We start from the raw sequence: 18,923 nt of genomic DNA on the forward strand, positions 1-18,923 counted from the left end.
ATGCGTTAGTTCAGATCGATCCCTTGCAGCGATCAATGCTGCGCCGGGTGCAGGTCAGTCGGCTAGAGTGCAGGCTTGTCACGCCGGAGGTCGCGGGCTCGAGCCCCGCTCGCACCATTTCCCTCGATGCCTTCCGATTCCCGCCTGTAGATCAGGCGGACGACGAGGCCGAGGTATCCAAGCTGAAGAATAACCATTGCAAGAACAGCCCAGCCGAGCGCCTTCCAGATGGATCCAGTTGCCATTTCGGCCCAGATCGCAACGATGAACGACGTTGCGAACATGCCCACCAGAAACTGCGGAAAATACATAATGGCCCAGCACCCAATGTTTCGGCTATTCGGGCGGCAGCTAAGAGCCCGCCGCTTCATTTTTAGAAGCGGCGGGCCCCAATCGCCCCCCGGCTTGCCAGGAGCGACAGATGCCCCCGGCATTGCTGACAGTGCAATTGCGGTGCCAGATGTGGCGGCCCATTACGGGACACCTATGCCAATGGCGCAAGACCGGATTGCCGATTAACATTATCTGTGGCTAATATGCCACCCTGGTCGGGAAGGGACCAAGGTGGCGAGGTTTTTGAAAGGCTTGTTGGCAGCGACGCTGGTGGCGTCGGCAGGCCGATGCCGGTCCAAAGACACCAACAAGCAAGCAGATCTTCGAAGACGCATTGAGGACGATCAGCGCCCAGATGTATTCCGGCATCCTGAGCCAGGAATGCATGCACGGACGGCGCTACCCGCAAAGCCGCATCGAGAACGGTTTCAAAAGGCACTTCGAGGAAATGAGGCTGCGGTTGATCGCGAATGGGTACACGATCGTGCCCAATGTGACAGAGAGCAACTCACAGTGGACTCATTCGGAGGTGGCTTTTGACGCCAGACGGCGGCTTGGCATCCCGCCCCAATTCGGTTGCCTTAATGCATATTGGCTCGACGACGATCCAGACTGGTAAGGTCCAATATCGGACGTGGTCGAGATCAAACCTTCGCCAGCAGCGCCTCGACCTCTTGCAGCGTCGGCATGGATGGCGCCGTGCCTGGCCGCGTCACCGAAATGCCGGCGACGGCGCAGGCGAAGCGCACGGCTTGCAGCGGCTCCACGCCCTTGGCAAGTGCGGCGGCCAGGCCGCCATTGAAGGCATCGCCCGCACCGGTGGTTTCGACCACGGGGCCGGCACTGACCACGGGAACATGATCGGACCGATCCGCCGTGTGCAGAAGCGCACCTTTTTCACCAAGCGTGACGATGACCGAACCAACACCTTTCCCCAGCAGGCTGTCGGCGGCGCGGCGGGCGTCGTCGATGGAGGTAACCTTGATACCGGTCAGTTCCTCGGCCTCGGTCTCGTTGGGGGTGACATAGTCGCAAAGCGCGTAGATGCGATCCGGCAGTTTTGCCGCCGGCGCCGGATTGAGGATGGTGGTCACCCCTGCCCCGCGCGCGATCTCGAGGGCGCGTAGCGCCGCATCGATCGGCTGCTCGAGCTGGGTGACGAAAACGCCGGCCGAACCGATCAGGCCGGCATTGACCTGGATGTCTTCAGGCGAGATCAGCATCGCCGCACCCGGGCTGACGATGATGGCGTTGTTGCCGGTGGTTTCCTCGATGAAGATATAGGCGGCGCCCGTATAGCTCTCGGGCGTATCGATGACGGCTGATTTCACGCCGGCATCTTTCCAGGTCGCCTTGGCCATATCGGCAAAAGCATCCACGCCGAGCCGGGTCAGGAAGGTGACGTCGGCGCCAAGCTTGCCTGCCGCCACCGCCTGGTTCGAGCCCTTGCCGCCCGGCCCCAGCTTGAAGGAATTGCCAAGGATGGTCTCGCCCATGCGCGGCTGCCGATCGGCACGATAGGCGGTGTCGGCGACAAAGACGCCCAATATGACGACAGGCTTGCCGGATGCCATTGTGCTACTCCGCATCCGGCGGCACCACGCCCTTGCGGAAGGCAAAGCAGCCGTAGAAGCGAAGCTCGCCGGACTGGATGACGCAATAGGCTTTCTTGGCGCGCTCGTAGAAGGCGTAACGCTCAACCGAGATCATCGGCCAGGCTTTGCCCTCGGCCTTATCAATCTGTTTTTGCACCTCTTTTTGCACCGGCGGAATTTCGGCCGGCTTGCCGACGATCTCCATGCGGGCGGCAGCGTCGTCGACGAACGTGTCCAGCGGATAGAGCGACAGCACCGCCTTGACCACATCGGCCGCCGGCGCGTCGATGCGCAGGAGCTTGCCGAGCACGGTCTGCTTTGCCACCGAATCGGCCGGGAAATTGGTATCACAGATGATCAGGTCGTCGCCGTGTCCCATCGCCCGCAGCGCCTGAAGCACATCGGCGTTGAGCAATGGGTTGATCCCTTTGAGCATGGCAGTCCTCGTCAATAGGCTTGTTGAGCGAAAAAGCGGTTGGAGAATCAGAGCCGGTTGCCGGTCTCGGCGTCGAAGAGATGAACCTGGTCGAGCCGCGGCTTCAGATGCAACGTGTCACCCGGCTTGAAGTCGTGGCGTTCGCGAAACAGCGCCACCATCTCGCCGTCGCCGAAGCGCAGGAAGACCAGCGTTTCGGAACCGGTCGGCTCGACCACCGAAATCTTCGCCGGTACGCCGTCGGGATGGATTTCGAGATGTTCGGGGCGCACGCCGTAGACCACCGCCTGGCCCTCCCTGGCGGCGCTGCCGGCAGCGATCGGGAACAGCGTGCCCGCTATTTCGACCTTCTCGCCCTTCCTTACCACGCCCTTGAGCAGGTTCATCGACGGCGAGCCGATGAAGCCGGCGACAAACAGGTTGGCCGGCCGGTCGAACAGTTCTAGCGGCGCGCCGACCTGCTCGATACGCCCATCGCGCATGACCACGATCTTGTCAGCCATGGTCATGGCCTCGATCTGGTCATGGGTGACATAGATGGTGGTGGTCTTCAGCCGCTGGTGCAGTTCCTTGATCTCGGTGCGCATCTGCACGCGCAACTTGGCATCGAGATTGGACAGTGGCTCGTCGAACAGGAACACTTGCGGATTGCGCACAATGGCGCGGCCCATGGCGACGCGCTGTCGCTGGCCGCCGGAGAGCTGGCGCGGATAGCGCTTGAGGTAGGGATTGAGGTCGAGGATGTCGGCGGCGCGCTTGACCCGCTCGGCGACCACGGCCGGGTCGGTGCCGCGCAGCTTCAGCGCGAATGCCATGTTCTGCTCCACCGTCTTGTGCGGATAGAGCGCATAGTTCTGGAACACCATGGCGATGTCGCGTTTGGCCGGCGGCAGATTGTTGACGATGCGCTCACCGATGGCGATCGTGCCGCCCGAAACGGTTTCCAGACCGGCCACCATTCTGAGCAGCGTGGACTTGCCGCAGCCCGACGGGCCGACCAGCACCACGAACTGGCCATCGGCGATTTCGACGCTGACATCGTGCAGGACCTTGACGGTTCCGAACGCCTTGGCCACATTGGTGATCGCGACTTGAGCCATCGTCCCCCCTTTTCTCGCGGTGAAGCTAGCCATTGCCAACGGCAAGGGCAAGTCAGTATCTTATAGATAAAAAGCCATTCGTGTTGACAAGGTAATCGATTACGCGAATAGTGGCGAGTGCCAATCCGACAGTCGGATTTTTTCCCGAAAATCGGAGCTCCAGGCGACGCAGGGTGGGGTCCCACGTCCCCGTATGATAAAGGAGAACTGCCGACATTTCGGCGTCCTAGTGATTGGCATTTCAATTCACGACTGTGTTCTGGGAGGAATAGATGAGAGTCGGTCTGTACGAAAAACTCGTCCGCGCGGGTGCGACCCGGCGTGACATACTCAAAGGCGCGGCCTCGATGGCCGCAATCGCCGCCGCATCGGGCGCCGGGCTCGGCGCTTTCACGCGACCGGCTTCCGCCGCAAGCGAGCTGCGCTCGAAAATCCTGCAGATCCCCGGCGTCGGCAAGGGCCAGCCCACCGATTCCGACTTCCAGAAGGTCGGCGAGCTTTGTCTCGAAGCCACCAAGGCCAACGTCAAGGAAGGCGAATTCGCCGGTGTCGAGCTCACCTTCATGGGCCTCAACAACCAGAACCTTCACAATGTTTTGTTCCGCGGCTTCCTGAAACCGTGGGAGGCCTATACGGGCGCCAAAATCAGCTGGATCGACCTGGCGCAGGCTGACTACAACGCCCGCCTGCAGCAATCGATCGCCACCGGCACGGTCGATTTCGACATCATCGAGATGGGAGCGCCCTTCGAAGGCGATGTCTGCGGCAAGGGCCTGACCTCCGAAATGCCCGACTGGGTCAAAGAACAGATCGACATGAAGGATGTCGTAGCCTATCTCCAGCCGCCGGTCGGAACCTGGGACGGCAAGCAGTATCGCATCACCGTCGACGGCGACGCGCATAACTTCAACTACCGCACCGACGTGTTTGCCGATGCCGACCTCGCCAAGGCGTGGAAGGAGAGCGGCGCCACGACCGAATGGGGCGTGCCGAAGACCTGGCAGGAAGTCCAGGCGGTGACAAAATTCCTCAAGGGCAAGCAATTCAGTGGCCAGGACGTGTTTGGCTATCTCGATGCGCCCAAGGCCTGGGGCGGTTTCGGCTTCTACTTCCTCGGCAGCCGCGCCAGCGCCTATGCCAAGCATCCAGACGACAAGGCCTGGCTGTTCGATGCCGACACGATGAAGCCCCGCGTCAACAATCCGGCCTGGGTGCGCGCCATCCAGGACGTCATCGACGCGCTGCCGTCGGAACCGGCCGACCAGATCAATGCCGATCCGAACACCACTGCCTTCCAGCAGTTCCTGGCCGGCACCGGTTCGATGGTAACATGGTGGGGCGACGTCGGCTCCAACGTCAAGACCAATGATAGCTCGGTCGTCGGCGACGTCACCGGCTTCTCGATCCTGCCGGGATCCGACGACGTCTACAATTCCAAGACCGGCGCCTGGGACAAGCTCGCGAGCGGCCCGAACTATGCGCCGAACTGCGCCTATCTCGGCTGGGGCGTCTATGTCATGGCCCGCGTCGATACGGACGAAAAGAAGAAGAAGGCGGCATGGTCGGCCGCTGCCCATCTCGGCGGCAAGGACCTGTCGATCTGGACGGCGATGTATCCGTCGGGCTTCCAGCCTTATCGCAACTCGCATTTCGACATTCCCGAATGGGTGGCGGCAGGCTACGACGAGGCGTTCATCACCTCGTATCTGAAGTCGGAAGCCGACAGCTACAACCATCCGAATGCGGCGATCGAGCCGCGCATCCCCGGCATCTTCCAGTACTATTCCGCTGCCGAGGACATTCTGGCCAACACATTTGCCGGCAAGATGAAGGCGCAGGAAGGCGCCGACGCCATTGCCGCGGCCTGGGAGAAGCTGACCGACCAGATCGGCCGCGAAAACCAGGTCAAGCTCTACAAGGCCTCGCTCGGCATGTAGGCTGTTACCGTGAAATGGGTCCGGCGGCACAAAGCCGCCGGACCTGACCGGCTCGGGTCGGTCGCAGGCATAGTTTTGAACGGACGGGACGCGTGGCTGACCAGACCACCAATGAATGGCCGGCAAACGCCGGTCCAGCCGATCTGATCTCGCCGGGCCGCAAGCAGCTTGGCCTTGCCGTGATGGCCCTGGCCACGCTTGGCCTGCTGGCCGTGATCGCGCTGCAGATCCTCTACAAGAGTGAAGTCACCGCGCTCGGTTTCGAGACCTGGCGCCCCATCGTCTACGCCTATGTGCTGTGGGGCATGGCGCTCGGCGTCGGCCAGGTGCTGACACGCGGCGAAGACGGCCAGCGTGCGCTGTTCCTGCTGCCGGCACTGTTGTTCACCATTGCCATGGTGATCTTTCCGACGCTGTTCGGCTTCTATATCGCGCTGACCGACTGGAACCTGTCGTCCTTCGCCGGCCGCAAGTTCAACGGCTTCGACAATTTCTGGCAGATGCTGGCCGATCCCTACTACCGCAACGCGCTGTTCAACATGGTGCTCTATGTGCTCGCCGTGCTGGTCGAATATGTCATCGCCTTCGGCCTGGCGCTGCTGCTCAACGCACAGATCCGGGCGCGCAAATTCTTCCGTGTCGTCTTCCTGATGCCGCTGATGCTGTCGCCGGTCGCGGTGTCGTGGATGATCGGCAAATCGCTGATGGAGTACCGTTTCGGACCGGCGGCAACGCTGGCGCGTCATCTCGGCTGGGAAAACCCCGCCTTCTTCTCCAATCCGATAACCGCCCGCATCTCGATCATGGTGCTCGATGCCTGGACCTTCATTCCGTTCATGATGATCATGCTGCTTGCCGGCCTGCAGGCGATGTCGCGCGATGTGCTGGAGGCGGCGCGCGTCGACGGCGCCACGACCTGGCAGACCTTCTGGCAGGTCACTTTCCCGCTGATGCTGCCGGTGTCGGTAACGGCGGTGATCCTGCGCATCATCTTCAAGCTGAAGCTCGCCGACATCATCATCACCGTCACCTCGGGCGGCCCCGGCGGCGCCACGGATTCAGTGTCGAGCTTCATCTACCGCGAATACCGCGACCGTTCGAATGTCGGCTACGGCACCATGCTGGCGATGGCCTATCTCGTTATCATCGTCGTGTTTGTGACCTGGCTGTTGAAATTCGCCAACCGCTTCGTGCGCAACGTGAACTGACGGGGGAGCATGAGCGTCCAGACCACCGATTATGTCGCTTCCGAAATCCGCTCGCCGGTGGGCTTTTTGGCCAATCGAGTGTTCATCTATGGCGCGCTGGCGTTCTGGGCTTTCATCTGCCTGTTCCCGATCTACTGGACGATCACCACCTCGTTCAAGACGGCCGTGGACGTCACCCAGGGCCATCTGATCCCGTTCGTCGACTTCCAGCCGGACTGGAAAGGCTGGCGTTCGCTCGGCCTGTCGCCGGATTCGATCTTCCAGACGTCGACGGTGCGCGAGGAGTTCTTCAAGCGCTTCATGAATTCGGTCATCACCTCGGTCGGCGCATCGAGCCTGGCCATCGTCATCGGCAGCCTCGCCGCCTACGGGCTGACCCGCTACCGCTATCAGTTTGCCTGGTTCAAGAACGAGGACATCTCCTTCTTCTTCCTGTCGCAGCTAATCCTGCCGCCGGTGGTGCTGGCCCTGCCCTTCCTGGTGCTCTACCGCGAGGTCGGCCTGCTCGACACACGCATCGGGCTGATCCTGCTCTACACGTTGATGGTGCTGCCGATCGTCATCTGGATCATGCGCGACCAGTTCAACTCCATCCCCGTCGAGCTCGAGGAGGCCGCCCTTGTCGACGGCCTGTCGATCTGGGGCGCCTTTTTCCGCATCGTCATGCCGATCGCGCTGCCGGGCATGGTCGCCGCCTTCATCCTGGCGATGGTGCTGTGCTGGAACGAGTATTTCTTCGCCGCGCTTTTGACCTCGACAGACGCCAAGACAATCCCGGTCATGGTCGCGAGCCAGACCGGCTCGCAAGGCATCAACTGGTGGTCTATGGCGGCACTCGCCACCGCCGCCATTGCGCCACTCGCGGTGATCGGGATTGCCTTGGAGCGCTATCTCATCATGGGCATGACGGCGGGCGCGGTAAAATAGGATCCAATACAGGGCAGCGCGGCAAGGCCGCTTATTCCCCCATGAGCACCGACTTTATCCGGTCGCGGAACATTTCCGCGGTCTTGGCGGTGTCGAAGTCCCGTGTCTCAAACCGTTCGCCCTTCACCGTCGTCAGGACGACCGCGTAGGTTGGACCTCCACTGTCCCACTCGATTGTCCTCAGGCTGAAATCGGCTATGTCTCCCGGCAGCACATGATGCCTGCGTAGAAAGATCGGGTTGCGCAGCACGATGTCGATGCGCCCGCGGCGGACGATCCAGCGCACCGCCGGGCTGAAGATGGCTGCATAGATAAACGGGATGCCGACGGCATAGGCGCCGAGAATGATGAACAGAAAGAACGGGCTGGCGACGCTCAACGGCCAGACGCCGCGATAGAGCTCCCATGTCGGCATGACAAGGCAGAACAGGCCGGCAAGCCCGAAAAACAGACGCTTGGCGACATGCATCGGAATGTCGTGCCGCAACCGCCCGTCCCTGCTGATCTCGTCCATGCCACGCCCCCAAGCCGACGATGGCGGCGGAAGGTGAAAAAGCCGTAACGACGCGATCCTGAACGCGCGGCTGGTGGTCAGGGTTTCAAAATGGCGCGCAGATGATCGAGGATCATGGCGACACCTTTTTGCCCGAGTTCGGCAGACGCCTCCGGCGCGCTTGCCGTGTACCAGCTTGTGTTGTTTGCGAAATGTCCGGCATCCACCGCTTCCGGGCACAGCGCCAGCATCAGCGACGTCTCTCCGATACCGGCGTGGTCGAACGGGTACTTGCCGTTCATGGCCGCCGACATCAGCGGATGCACCTGCACCCAGTTGAAGAAATTTTCGCCGGCGGCGTGCCCGGCATAATAGTCAGCCATCTCGTTCGAGCCCCACCAGCCCTCGCCTCGCTGCCTTTCAAGGAAGCGGAAGATCGCCTGGCGGCCGGCAGTCTTGAAGGCGAGATCGGTCGGCATCCCGGCGACGAAATTCTCGGTCTGGTGGTGGATGAAGGCGTGGATGTTGCGGAAGCCGATGCGCAGCAGGCTGTAGAACAGCTCCTCGCCAAACGGCGCCAACTGATTGCCGCCGACCTGCACCGAACCGCTGCCTTCGGGTGCTGCCACCGCATAGCTCGCCGCGCCATAGTAGAAAGCCGGCAGGATGACGATGTCGCCCTCCTTCTCGTAGAGGTCCAGCGTCTTGATGACGACCAGCGTGTCCATGCCGACGGCCATGTGCTCGCCGTGATATTCGAGCACGCCGAGCGGCAGGACGACCGGCCAGTTCTCGGCGATTGCCTTGCGGATCTGGTGCGGCAGCATCAATTCGTAGCGCATCCCGCCTACTCCATGTTGGTGTGACGGGCGCGCATGACCTCCGACGACTGACCCGTCAGCCCCTTGAGCTTCAGCACCATCACCTCGAACAGCAGGAATAGCGCGCCTTCGAAGAGCGAGCCCATCGGCAGCAGCGACGTCTTTTGCGACCCCTTGTCACGCGCCATGGTCTGCGCCGCAATAAGCAAGGTGAAGTCGGCAAGTGCGGCAGCACTGCCTCCAGCCTCGGCGGTGAGCAGCAGCACCGTCGCGCCGGCCTGGCGGGCAACCTGCATCAAGGTGAGCACCGTCGTGGTCTCGCCCGGGCCGGAACTGACCAGGAAGACGTCACCGGGGCCAAGGGGTGGCGTGTTCATGTCGCCGACCACCGACACTTCGAGCCCCAAGTGATAGAGCCGCATGGCGAAACCCTTGAGCTGCAAGGCTTCGCGGCCGCAGCCATAGACGACGATCTTCTGCGCGCGGGCAAGCGTTTCGCAAGCAGTGTCGATGTCGGCTTCGTCGACCCGCGCCAGCACGACGCCCAGCTCTTGCAGGGCGGCTGCAAACATATCCGAGCCGGCATTCATCATCGGGGCCTCATCTGTCTGCCAGGGTTGTGGCCGGGGATTTCCGGTTGCGCAACTGCGGCGAAAGGCTTGTTTTTGTTCATGCTATCACCGCGAAAATGCGTGTCCAACGACGGCCGCGGCTTTTGCTGAGCAAGCGGCGTGATAGTGTCATGTCAGACAAATCAAACCCAGGAAATCTTAAGCGACATGAAGACACGGCATTTCGACCGCATCGGCAATGGCGGCCTCGACTTCACCGAGCTTGGCTTCGGCAGCGCGCCGCTCGGCAACCTCTATCGCGCCGTCCCCGACGAGGATGCCAATGCGACGCTGGAGGCCGCGTGGGCAACCGGCTGCCGCTACTACGACACGGCGCCGCTCTATGGCTTAGGCCTCGCGGAAACCCGGCTCAATGCCTTCCTGCGCGGCAAAAGCCGTGACGATTATGTACTGTCGAGCAAGGTCGGCCGCCTGCTGCGCGCCTGCCCTCCCGAACAGCGCACAGGCATCGGCAAATTTTTTGACACGCCGACGCGCCGCGAGGTCTACGACTACAGCTATGACGGCGTCATGCGCTCGTTCGAGGCCTCGCTGGAGCGCCTGGGCGTCGACCGCATCAACATTCTCTTTGTTCATGACCTCGACATCTTCACCCATGGCAGCAAGGAAGCGTCAGACCAGCGTATCGAGGAGTTCATGGCCTCGGGCTACAACGGACTGCTTGCTTTGCGCGACCAGGGCGTGATCAAGGCCTTCGGCGGCGGCATCAACGAATGGGAGGTTTGCCAGACGCTGGCGGAGCGCGGCGATTTCGACCTGTTCCTGCTGGCCGGGCGCTACACGCTGCTGGAGCAGGAGGCGCTTGCCACCTTCCTGCCGCTCTGTGAGAAGCGCGGCATCGGCATTGTGCTCGGCGGCCCCTACAATTCCGGCATACTGGCGACCGGGCCGAAGCCAGGCGCCTATTACAATTACTCCGAGGCGCCACAGGACATCATGGATCGCGTCAGGCGCATCGAGGCGGTCTGCAAGCGCCATGGCGTGCAGTTGATCGAGGCGGCGCTGCAGTTTCCGCTTCTGCACCCCTGCGTGGTGTCGGTCATCCCGGGCGGTCAGCGGCCAGGCGAGGTGGAAAGCAACCGTGCGCTGCTCGATGCAAAGCTGCCGGCAGCGCTATGGGCCGATCTCAAGCAGGAAGGTCTGATGCGCGCCGATGCTCCGGTGGGTTGAAGGCTCGCCTCAGCGGGCTGACGACCTGCCGTCGCCTCCCCCCGGATCGTAGGCAAAAGAAAAGCCGGGCGAGCCCGGCTTTTCAACATTCTCTGAAAAGAAAAAATGGTCTTAGTTGACCGCGTCCTTGAGGCCCTTGCCGGCCGAGAACTTCGGCACGGTACGCGCCGGAATCTTCACTTCCGCGCCAGTCTGTGGGTTGCGGCCAGTCGACGCCGCGCGCTTGGAGACGGTGAAATTTCCGAAGCCGACGAGCCGTACATCGCCGCCCTTCTTCAGTTCGCCAGTGATGACGGAGAACACCGCATCGACCGCCGACTGTGCGTCACCCTTCGAAATGCTCGCGGATTCAGCGACAGCGGAAACCAGTTCGTTCTTGTTCATAAAAATTCCCTTCCATGAGAAAAACCGGAACTCTTCGACTCATCCGGCAGGAAAGGGACTGTAGAAAGAAGCGTTCCCGCAACCAAGTCGAAAAGCGGGAAAAAAGTTGGAAAAAGCCCGGAAAAGGTGGGTTTTTCACATGAAAAAGCCGGGCGCAGGGCCCGGCTCTCTCTTTGTGCGCTGCAACTTTAGCTAAAACTAATGTGCAAGCGACTTTCCAGCATCGTCAACGGTATCGGCCGCAGCCGGCGGATTGACCGGCTCGACCCACTCGATCGGCTCCGGCATACGCACCAGCGCATGCCTCAGAACCTCGCCAACGCGCGAGACCGGAATGATCTCCATGCCGTTCTTCACATTGTCCGGAATCTCCGCCAGATCCTTGGCGTTGTCTTCCGGGATCAGCACCTTCTTGATGCCGCCGCGCAGCGCGGCGAGCAGCTTTTCCTTGAGGCCGCCGATCGGCAAGATGCGGCCGCGAAGCGTTATCTCGCCAGTCATCGCCACATCGGCCCGGACCGGGATACCCGTCAGCACCGATATGATTGCCGTGGCCATGGCTGCACCCGCAGACGGGCCATCCTTCGGCGTAGCGCCTTCCGGCAAGTGGACGTGGATGTCGCGCTTGTCGAACAAAGGCGGCTCGATGCCGAAATCGATGGCCCGCGAGCGGACATAAGACGCCGCCGCCGAGATCGATTCCTTCATCACGTCGCGCAGATTGCCGGTCACCGTCATGCGGCCCTTGCCGGGCATCATGACGCCTTCGACCGTCAGCAGCTCGCCACCGACTTCCGTCCAGGCAAGACCGGTCACGACACCGACCTGATCGTCAGCCTCGACCTGACCGAAGCGGTAACGCTGAACACCCAGATAGTCGGCGAGGTTCGCCGCCGTGATGCTCACCGTCTTCTTCTTCGTCTTCAGGATCTCGGTCACCGCCTTGCGCCCGAGCTTCATCAGCTCGCGCTCCAGGCTTCTGACGCCCGCTTCGCGGGTGTAGGTCTGGATGATGCCGCGGATCGCGTCCTCACTCACCGAAAATTCCTTCGGTTGCAGCGCGTGGTCGCGGACCACCTTGGGCATCAAATGCCGCTTGGCGATCTCGATCTTCTCGTCCTCGGTGTAGCCGGCGATACGGATGATCTCCATGCGGTCCATCAAGGGCGCAGGGATGTTCAGCGTGTTCGCCGTCGTCACGAACATCACGCTCGACAGGTCGTATTCGACCTCGAGGTAATGGTCCATGAACGTCGAGTTCTGCTCCGGATCGAGCACCTCGAGCAGAGCCGATGACGGATCGCCGCGGAAGTCCTGGCCCATCTTGTCGATTTCGTCGAGCAAGAAGAGCGGGTTGGACTTCTTGGCCTTCTTCATCGACTGGATGACCTTGCCGGGCATCGAACCGATATAGGTGCGGCGGTGACCACGGATCTCGGCCTCGTCACGCACGCCGCCGAGCGCCATGCGGATGAATTCGCGACCGGTCGCCTTGGCGATCGACTTGCCGAGCGAGGTCTTGCCGACGCCGGGAGGGCCGACGAGGCACAGGATCGGCCCCTTCAGCTTCTTCTGGCGGCTTTGCACGGCGAGATACTCGACGATGCGGTCCTTGACCTTGTCGAGGCCGAAATGATCGGTGTCGAGCACGTTCTGCGCAAACGCCAGGTCCTGCTTGACCTTGGAGTTCCTGCCCCACGGGATCGACAGGATCCAGTCGAGATAGTTGCGCACGACGGTCGATTCAGCCGACATCGGCGACATCGTCCGCAGCTTCTTCAGTTCGGCTTCCGCCTTTTCGCGGGCTTCCTTGGAGAGCTTGGTCTTCTTGATGCGCGCCTCGATCTCGGCGGCCTCGTCGCGGCCGTCCTCGCCTTCTCCGAGCTCCTTCTGGATCGCCTTCATCTGCTCGTTGAGGTAGTATTCGCGCTGCGTCTTCTCCATCTGGCGCTTGACGCGCGAGCGGATGCGCTTCTCCACCTGCAGGACAGAGATTTCGGCTTCCATGAAGCCCATCGCCTTTTCCAGCCGCTCCTTGACGGAAAGCGTGGCCAGCATCTCCTGCTTTTCAGGGATCTTGATGGCGAGGTGCGAAGCAACCGTATCGGCGAGCTTGGAATAGTCGTCGATCTGGCTGGCAGCGCCCACCACTTCGGGCGAGATCTTCTTGTTCAGCTTGACGTAGTTTTCGAAGTCGGTGACGACCGAACGCGCGAGCGCCTCGACCTCAACCTCTTCCTCCTCCGGCTCGACCAGCGCGGCAGCGCGGGCTTCGTGGAAGTCCGGACGGTCGGTGAACGAAACGATTTTTGCGCGCGAAGCGCCTTCGACCAGTACCTTGACGGTGCCGTCGGGCAGCTTCAGCAATTGCAGCACATTGGCGAGCGTGCCGATGTCGAAGATGGCATCGGGCTCGGGATCGTCATCGGCGGCATTCATCTGGGTGGCAAGCAGGATCTGCTTTTCCTGACCCATAACCTCTTCCAGCGCCTTGATCGACTTTTCACGCCCGACAAAGAGCGGAACGATCATGTGCGGGAACACCACGATGTCGCGCAGTGGGAGGACTGCGAAGACGCCGTCGCTGGGAGCCTTGGATATTTTGGCCATTGTCCAACCTTTCATGTCGCGGCCGCTAATTGAGCCAACCGCGAATCTCATATTAACGACCGTGGGTCGTTCCGCCTACCACCGTTTGTGACGGGAGTTTTACAGCACAGAATTCGGCACCACGGCCTTCCAGTGTTAGTTGGATGCACGAGGGGCAAAGATCAAGGGTTAACACGGTCCGTTCATCCACTCCGGCGCAAGGCTTGGTACCTCACCACAGCAAAACGGCGCCCAAGGGGCGCCGTTCCATAAAAAGGTTGGGCCAGATGCCATATCAGGCGCTGACGTTGCCCTTCTTTTCCTTCTGCTCGGAGTAGATGTAGAGCGGCCGGGCGCTGCCGGTCACCACCTCTTCCGAAATCACCACTTCGCGCACGCCTTCCAGAGCGGGCAGTTCGAACATGGTGTCGAGCAGGATCGCTTCCATGATCGAGCGCAGGCCGCGGGCGCCGGTCTTGCGCTCGATGGCGCGCTTGGCGATCGCCGACAGCGCATTCTCGTGGAAGGTCAGGTCGACACTCTCCATCTCGAACAGCCGCTGATACTGCTTGACCAGCGCGTTCTTCGGCTCGGTCAGGATCTGGATCAGCGCCGGCTCGTCGAGGTCTTCCAGCGTCGCCAGGACAGGCAGACGGCCGACAAACTCGGGAATGAGGCCGAATTTCAACAGATCCTCGGGCTCGACCAGGCGGAACACGTCGCCGGTGCGACGATCCTCGGGCGAAGCGACGATGGCGCCGAAGCCGATGGACGTCTTCCTGCCGCGATCCGAGATGATCTTGTCCAGCCCGGCGAAGGCGCCGCCGCAGATGAACAGGATGTTGGCGGTGTCGACCTGCAGGAATTCCTGCTGCGGATGCTTCCTGCCGCCCTGCGGCGGCACGGAGGCGACGGTGCCTTCCATGATCTTCAGCAGCGCCTGCTGCACGCCCTCGCCCGACACGTCGCGGGTGATCGAGGGATTGTCCGACTTGCGCGAAATCTTGTCGATTTCATCGATGTAGACGATGCCGCGCTGGGCGCGCTCGACATTGTAGTCGGCCGACTGCAGCAGCTTCAGAATGATGTTTTCGACGTCCTCGCCGACATAACCGGCTTCGGTCAGGGTCGTTGCGTCGGCCATGGTGAAGGGCACGTCGATGATGCGGGCCAGCGTCTGGGCCAGCAGCGTCTTGCCGCAGCCGGTCGGGCCGATCAGCAGGATGTTGGACTTCGCCAGTTCGACGTCATTGTTCTTGCCGGCATGCGCCAGGCGCTTGTAGTGGTTGTGCACGGCCACCGACAGCACGCGCTTGGCGTAGGGCTGGCCGATGACATAGTCGTCCAGGACCTTCAGGATCTCCTGCGGGGTCGGCACGCCCTCGCGCGACTTCACCATCGAGGTCTTGTTCTCCTCGCGGATGATGTCCATGCAGAGCTCGACGCACTCGTCGCAGATGAACACCGTTGGGCCGGCGATCAGCTTGCGCACTTCGTGCTGGCTTTTGCCGCAAAACGAGCAATAAAGCGTGTTCTTGGAATCACCGCTGTTGTTGCCGACTTTGCTCATCTTCCTGTCCTTTCATCGCCGCCCGCCGATGGTCTGGCTGACAGGGCGCATATTCTATCTATCGCGGGAATTCGCCGCCGCCAGTGTCCCGGCTCCCGCAACGCAATCCGTACGAAACACAAATCAGAAAGCGTAGCAATGATTCGCGCCAACCCCGCACAAAGCTAAGCCGTCGAAAATCAACATAGCATTAACGTAGGCAATCCCATCCGCCGAGGGAACAGCCAATTGTGGCCGAAATGCCGCAAATCCCAGCAAAAGCGCGTTATCTCGCCATCCAACTGCCATGCAGCCTTATGCGGCAGCGCCTTCGACCGGCTCGCGCGACGAAATGACCTTGTCGATGAGGCCGAAATCCCTGGCTTCGTCGGCGGTCATGAAATGGTCGCGGTCGAGAGTCCGTTCGATCTCCTCGTAGCTCTTGCCGGTGTGCTTGACATAAACCTCGTTGAGGCGGCGCTTCAGCTTGACGATGTCCATGGCGTGACGCTCGATGTCGGAAGCCTGGCCCTGGAAGCCGCCGGAAGGCTGGTGCACCATGATACGGGCGTTCGGCGTGGCAAAACGCATGTCCTTGTGGCCGGCGGTCAGAAGCAGCGAGCCCATCGAGGCCGCCTGGCCGATGCACAGCGTCGACACGGCCGGCTTGATGAACTGCATGGTGTCGTAGATCGCCATGCCCGACGTCACCACGCCACCCGGCGAGTTGATGTAGAGGTTGATCTCTTTCTTCGGGTTCTCGGCCTCGAGGAACAAAAGCTGTGCACAAACCAGCGTCGCCATGCCGTCTTCGACCGGGCCGGTGATGAAAATGATGCGCTCTTTCAGGAGGCGCGAGAAAATGTCGTAAGCCCGCTCGCCGCGATTGGTCTGCTCGACCACCATCGGAACGAGGTTCATGTAGGTTTCGACGGGGTTCTTCATGGACTATCCCTTTTTGGAGATGGGATTCCGGCGCCGGGAACGTAATCGGGCAGAATCGGTTCTGGAAGGTCAGGATGTAAATAGGATGCCGGCTCACCCTAGTGCAAGGCCGCCTTCTCCTAGCCATCTGGTTAAGTCGAATCAAGGTTTCCGCGCAAGGGGAAGCCCGAACGCGGCCGGCCCATGTTTTCGGGTGTAGCAATTCCTTAACCGCATCGCTTAACGAAATGCTTCGAAACCGCTTTCCCCTGCAGAACCATACCCTACAATTCAACGTTGAACCTGCGTTTTTCGCGTTCAAACAGGGGGAGTGCCATGATCAGGAAAACAGCTTCCTTGGCCATTGCCGGCCTTGCCGGTCTCGGCATGGTGTCCGAAGCGGTCGCCGGTGGCCGCGCCGTCGAATGTTACGAACCGGTGCACAGGCCGGCGCTCTATGACACCGTCTATGAAGACGTCATGGTCAGCCCAGGCGGGCAGTTGGTCGATTACGACCCGCCGATCTACGGCACGCTTGAGCGCGTTGAGCAGATCGTGCCGCCTCGAGTCACCTACGAGGTCGTGCCGGCCATCACCCGCACGGTCTACCGCACGGTCCAGGTCGACAATGGCGGCTATGCCTGGGAATGGCGCGTCATCCACGGCCGCAAGGTGTTGTGCAAGGTCTGGCGCAAGGCTCGCTATGCGCGTGTCGCAGAAACGGTAGAGATTGAACCCGCGCGTACCCGCCAGGTCGTGCTGCCGGCCGAATATGAGAGCGTCGCCCATGAAGTGCTGGTGCGGCCCGAACGGCGGCACGTCACCGAGATTGCCCCGTCATACCAAAGGGTGGCGCGCCGGGTCGTGGTGCAGGAAGGCTCGACCAGCTGGCGCCGCGTGCATATTGCGAGGGACTGCCAGGACTAGAGTTCGGGACTTCGTCGAGGGCTATTGAGGAGCTGACTTCGCGTTGGCCGCCATGACAACGTTGTTCCAGAACCGCACATATTCAAAATGCTGGTCGCGCGTCAGCCAGACCCTGTTGGCCGGATCGACCGGGTCTCCGCCAAGCAAGACCGGATTAAGTTCCGCAAGTTGCATTCCGGTGTGGGAGCTATTGACGTGCAGGGGCTTCAGCGTTCTGCGCCAATCGCCAAAATCCTCTGCAACATCAATTGCACGTTCCCAACTCATGCCGACGAATGGAATGAGAACCACGGGCATGGCCGGGGAGCGCGTGTCAAATCCATAGGCCTCCGCACTGCCGTCGGAGCCAAACAGAAGCAGTCCAGGCGCAAGCGTCTGAGCGCGGTATTCGCTGTTGAACGGCACCAATTGCTCCGCGCCCCAGGTAACGACAAGGTCTTCACCGCAAAGCCATTCGCCTTCGTCATGATGATTGAGAAAATCAACGTAAGACGAGGGAAGCGACCGTTTTAGCTTAGCGAATGACGTCTCTGCTGAAATGTCCGGCATAGTACCTGTCAGGTGGTTCAATTTTTTGATGCAGCCAAGGCCAACATACGGTCTGGCATTCCGCTAGCAAGCCGCGCTAGTGATCGGCATGACCGATTTGCCACCTTATCTCACCTTCGATCCCGCCAACCGCCGCCTGCGGCTCGATCCGCATGAGCCGGCGTTTTTCCAGAACCCTTATGACGCCTACGCCTTCCTGCATGGCGCCTCGAACGCCTTCTTCTGGGAGGAATTCGGCTTCTGGTGTTTTGGCGGCTTCGACGAGGTCAACCGGCTGCTGCGCGACCGCCGCTTCGGCCGGCAGAGCCCGACCGGCGTTCCAGACAGACGCGGCGTCGGCATGGACCGCTCGCATCTCAGAGCCTTCGACGGTATCGAGACGAATTCGATGCTGGAGCTGGAACCACCCGTGCACACCAGGCTGCGGACGCTGGTCAACCGCGCCTTCGTCTCGCGCCAGGTCGAACGGCTGAGGCCGCGGGTCGAAGCGCTGGCCAATGAGCTTATCGACCGCTTCGAACCGGACCAGGTCGATCTGCTGCCTGCCTTCGCCTCGCCCTTGCCGATCACCATCATTGCCGAAATGCTTGGCGTGCCGGTGGAGATGGGGCCGCAGCTGCTCGACTGGTCGCACCAGATGGTTGCCATGTACATGCACAGCCGCACGCGCGAGATCGAGGAAACGGCCAATCGTGCCGCGCGTGATTTTTCCGACTTTTTGCGCGGCTATGTCACTGAGAGGCGCAAGCAACCCGGCGACGATCTGTTGTCTTTGCTGATCGCAGCGCAGGAGGATGGCCAGAGGCTCTCCGAAGATGAGCTGGTGTCGTCCGCCATCCTGTTGCTCAATGCCGGCCACGAAGCAACGGTGCACCAGACCGGCAACGCCGTGCGCACGCTGCAGGCGCAAGGCGGCGATCCCGGCCGCTTCTTCACCTCGCCGGAGGCTACCGCGGCCACGGTCGAGGAATGCCTGCGGTTCGATGCGCCGCTGCACATGTTCACCCGCTATGCCTATCAGGAGATCGAGGTAACGCCGGGGGTTGTCGTACAACCGGGCGAGACGATCGGCCTGCTGCTCGGCATGGCCAACCATGACCCAGTCGCCTTTGCCGAACCTGGCGCCTTCCGGCCCAGCCGCGCCGACCAGAAGAACGTCTCGTTCGGCGCCGGCATCCATTTCTGCATCGGCGCGCCGCTGGCGCGGCTGGAATTGCAGGTGTCGCTGAAAACCCTGTTCGAGCGGCGGCCGCAACTTCATCTTGCGGAGGAGCCGCGCTTCCGCGACACTTACCACTTCCATGGGCTGGAAAGGCTCGCCGTCGGGTTCTGACGATTGCGGGCGCGGG

18 protein-coding genes are annotated in these 18,923 nt (G+C 61.4%); 6 read left to right on the plus strand and 12 right to left on the minus strand.

Going from position 1 to position 18,923, the window contains the following annotated elements:
* Positions 1-62: 62 nt before the first annotated feature.
* From ACWGTI_RS11525 to ACWGTI_RS11540, 4 genes are all read right to left on the minus strand, one after another.
* A complete protein-coding gene (locus ACWGTI_RS11525; RefSeq protein WP_454587214.1) occupies positions 63-311 on the minus strand; it encodes a hypothetical protein in 249 nt (82 codons plus the stop codon).
* A gap of 666 nt (positions 312-977) precedes the next feature.
* Positions 978-1,907, minus strand: coding sequence for a ribokinase (gene rbsK / locus ACWGTI_RS11530; RefSeq protein ID WP_454587215.1), 930 nt, complete (start codon positions 1,905-1,907; stop codon positions 978-980).
* Between the two features lie 4 nt (positions 1,908-1,911).
* Positions 1,912-2,364 carry an RbsD/FucU family protein gene (locus ACWGTI_RS11535; protein WP_454587216.1) on the minus strand — a complete coding sequence of 151 codons (453 nt, stop codon included), beginning with the start codon at positions 2,362-2,364 and terminating at the stop codon, positions 1,912-1,914.
* A 47-nt stretch (positions 2,365-2,411) separates the two neighbouring features.
* Positions 2,412-3,464 (minus strand): ABC transporter ATP-binding protein, encoded by a 1,053-nt coding sequence (locus ACWGTI_RS11540; RefSeq protein ID WP_454587217.1) that lies wholly within the window; start codon positions 3,462-3,464, stop codon positions 2,412-2,414.
* A gap of 272 nt (positions 3,465-3,736) precedes the next feature.
* On the opposite strand from ACWGTI_RS11540, the gene ACWGTI_RS11545 reads away from it, so the two are divergent.
* The 3 genes from ACWGTI_RS11545 to ACWGTI_RS11555 all read left to right on the plus strand — a co-directional run bounded on the left by ACWGTI_RS11545 (position 3,737) and on the right by ACWGTI_RS11555 (position 7,536).
* Positions 3,737-5,401: an ABC transporter substrate-binding protein gene (locus ACWGTI_RS11545; protein WP_454587218.1), complete on the plus strand. Its 1,665-nt coding sequence runs from the start codon at positions 3,737-3,739 to the stop codon at positions 5,399-5,401.
* A 92-nt stretch (positions 5,402-5,493) separates the two neighbouring features.
* Positions 5,494-6,609 carry a carbohydrate ABC transporter permease gene (locus tag ACWGTI_RS11550; RefSeq protein WP_454587219.1) on the plus strand — a complete coding sequence of 372 codons (1,116 nt, stop codon included), beginning with the start codon at positions 5,494-5,496 and terminating at the stop codon, positions 6,607-6,609.
* 9 nt (positions 6,610-6,618) lie between these two features.
* Positions 6,619-7,536, plus strand: a complete 918-nt coding sequence (locus ACWGTI_RS11555; protein ID WP_203279388.1) for a carbohydrate ABC transporter permease — start codon at positions 6,619-6,621, stop codon at positions 7,534-7,536.
* 31 nt (positions 7,537-7,567) lie between these two features.
* On the opposite strand, the gene ACWGTI_RS11560 is transcribed toward ACWGTI_RS11555, so the two are convergent.
* From ACWGTI_RS11560 to ACWGTI_RS11570, 3 genes are all read right to left on the minus strand, one after another.
* Positions 7,568-8,050: a hypothetical protein gene (locus ACWGTI_RS11560; RefSeq protein WP_454587220.1), complete on the minus strand. Its 483-nt coding sequence runs from the start codon at positions 8,048-8,050 to the stop codon at positions 7,568-7,570.
* 77 nt (positions 8,051-8,127) lie between these two features.
* Positions 8,128-8,871, minus strand: a complete 744-nt coding sequence (locus tag ACWGTI_RS11565; protein ID WP_454587221.1) for a creatininase family protein — start codon at positions 8,869-8,871, stop codon at positions 8,128-8,130.
* Positions 8,872-8,876: 5 nt separating this feature from the next.
* On the minus strand, positions 8,877-9,443 hold the full coding sequence (locus ACWGTI_RS11570; protein ID WP_454587222.1) for an SIS domain-containing protein: 567 nt from the start codon (positions 9,441-9,443) through the stop codon (positions 8,877-8,879).
* Positions 9,444-9,629: 186 nt separating this feature from the next.
* Between ACWGTI_RS11570 and ACWGTI_RS11575 the strand changes: the two genes are divergently transcribed.
* Entirely contained in the window at positions 9,630-10,652 is a 1,023-nt protein-coding gene (locus tag ACWGTI_RS11575) for an aldo/keto reductase (RefSeq protein ID WP_454587223.1), read from the plus strand.
* A gap of 111 nt (positions 10,653-10,763) precedes the next feature.
* On the opposite strand, the gene ACWGTI_RS11580 is transcribed toward ACWGTI_RS11575, so the two are convergent.
* The 4 genes from ACWGTI_RS11580 to ACWGTI_RS11595 form a co-directional block, all read right to left on the minus strand.
* Complete coding sequence (locus tag ACWGTI_RS11580) at positions 10,764-11,036, minus strand: HU family DNA-binding protein (RefSeq protein WP_112392385.1); 273 nt, start codon at positions 11,034-11,036, stop codon at positions 10,764-10,766.
* A gap of 198 nt (positions 11,037-11,234) precedes the next feature.
* Positions 11,235-13,646: an endopeptidase La gene (lon, locus tag ACWGTI_RS11585; protein WP_454587224.1), complete on the minus strand. Its 2,412-nt coding sequence runs from the start codon at positions 13,644-13,646 to the stop codon at positions 11,235-11,237.
* 274 nt (positions 13,647-13,920) lie between these two features.
* Positions 13,921-15,195 (minus strand): ATP-dependent Clp protease ATP-binding subunit ClpX, encoded by a 1,275-nt coding sequence (gene clpX / locus ACWGTI_RS11590; protein WP_023682305.1) that lies wholly within the window; start codon positions 15,193-15,195, stop codon positions 13,921-13,923.
* Between the two features lie 294 nt (positions 15,196-15,489).
* Complete coding sequence (locus ACWGTI_RS11595) at positions 15,490-16,119, minus strand: ATP-dependent Clp protease proteolytic subunit (protein ID WP_454576101.1); 630 nt, start codon at positions 16,117-16,119, stop codon at positions 15,490-15,492.
* Between the two features lie 315 nt (positions 16,120-16,434).
* On the opposite strand from ACWGTI_RS11595, the gene ACWGTI_RS11600 reads away from it, so the two are divergent.
* Complete coding sequence (locus tag ACWGTI_RS11600; RefSeq protein WP_454587225.1) at positions 16,435-17,025, plus strand: hypothetical protein; 591 nt, start codon at positions 16,435-16,437, stop codon at positions 17,023-17,025.
* A gap of 21 nt (positions 17,026-17,046) precedes the next feature.
* Here the strand turns inward: ACWGTI_RS11600 and ACWGTI_RS11605 are convergent, their stop codons facing one another.
* A complete protein-coding gene (locus ACWGTI_RS11605; protein WP_454587226.1) occupies positions 17,047-17,574 on the minus strand; it encodes an SMI1/KNR4 family protein in 528 nt (175 codons plus the stop codon).
* A gap of 88 nt (positions 17,575-17,662) precedes the next feature.
* Between ACWGTI_RS11605 and ACWGTI_RS11610 the strand changes: the two genes are divergently transcribed.
* Complete coding sequence (locus tag ACWGTI_RS11610; RefSeq protein WP_454587227.1) at positions 17,663-18,907, plus strand: cytochrome P450; 1,245 nt, start codon at positions 17,663-17,665, stop codon at positions 18,905-18,907.
* Positions 18,908-18,923 lie beyond the last annotated feature (16 nt).

This window comes from Mesorhizobium sp. ArgA1 (genome assembly GCF_053714375.1).

Bases quoted from the DNA above. Each gene is read 5' to 3' on its own strand.
- ACWGTI_RS11560 (WP_454587220.1), bottom strand. From the start codon at position 8,050: ATGGACGAGATCAGCAGGGACGGGCGGTTGCGGCACGACATTCCGATG.
- ACWGTI_RS11570 (WP_454587222.1), bottom strand. From the start codon at position 9,443: ATGATGAATGCCGGCTCGGATATGTTTGCAGCCGCCCTGCAAGAGCTG.
- ACWGTI_RS11575 (WP_454587223.1), top strand. From the start codon at position 9,630: ATGAAGACACGGCATTTCGACCGCATCGGCAATGGCGGCCTCGACTTC.
- ACWGTI_RS11600 (WP_454587225.1), top strand. From the start codon at position 16,435: ATGATCAGGAAAACAGCTTCCTTGGCCATTGCCGGCCTTGCCGGTCTC.
- ACWGTI_RS11540 (WP_454587217.1), bottom strand. From the start codon at position 3,464: ATGGCTCAAGTCGCGATCACCAATGTGGCCAAGGCGTTCGGAACCGTC.
- ACWGTI_RS11605 (WP_454587226.1), bottom strand. From the start codon at position 17,574: ATGCCGGACATTTCAGCAGAGACGTCATTCGCTAAGCTAAAACGGTCG.
- ACWGTI_RS11610 (WP_454587227.1), top strand. From the start codon at position 17,663: ATGACCGATTTGCCACCTTATCTCACCTTCGATCCCGCCAACCGCCGC.
- ACWGTI_RS11525 (WP_454587214.1), bottom strand. From the start codon at position 311: ATGTATTTTCCGCAGTTTCTGGTGGGCATGTTCGCAACGTCGTTCATC.
- lon (WP_454587224.1), bottom strand. From the start codon at position 13,646: ATGGCCAAAATATCCAAGGCTCCCAGCGACGGCGTCTTCGCAGTCCTC.
- ACWGTI_RS11580 (WP_112392385.1), bottom strand. From the start codon at position 11,036: ATGAACAAGAACGAACTGGTTTCCGCTGTCGCTGAATCCGCGAGCATT.
- ACWGTI_RS11595 (WP_454576101.1), bottom strand. From the start codon at position 16,119: ATGAAGAACCCCGTCGAAACCTACATGAACCTCGTTCCGATGGTGGTC.
- clpX (WP_023682305.1), bottom strand. From the start codon at position 15,195: ATGAGCAAAGTCGGCAACAACAGCGGTGATTCCAAGAACACGCTTTAT.
- ACWGTI_RS11555 (WP_203279388.1), top strand. From the start codon at position 6,619: ATGAGCGTCCAGACCACCGATTATGTCGCTTCCGAAATCCGCTCGCCG.
- rbsK (WP_454587215.1), bottom strand. From the start codon at position 1,907: ATGGCATCCGGCAAGCCTGTCGTCATATTGGGCGTCTTTGTCGCCGAC.
- ACWGTI_RS11535 (WP_454587216.1), bottom strand. From the start codon at position 2,364: ATGCTCAAAGGGATCAACCCATTGCTCAACGCCGATGTGCTTCAGGCG.
- ACWGTI_RS11565 (WP_454587221.1), bottom strand. From the start codon at position 8,871: ATGCGCTACGAATTGATGCTGCCGCACCAGATCCGCAAGGCAATCGCC.
- ACWGTI_RS11545 (WP_454587218.1), top strand. From the start codon at position 3,737: ATGAGAGTCGGTCTGTACGAAAAACTCGTCCGCGCGGGTGCGACCCGG.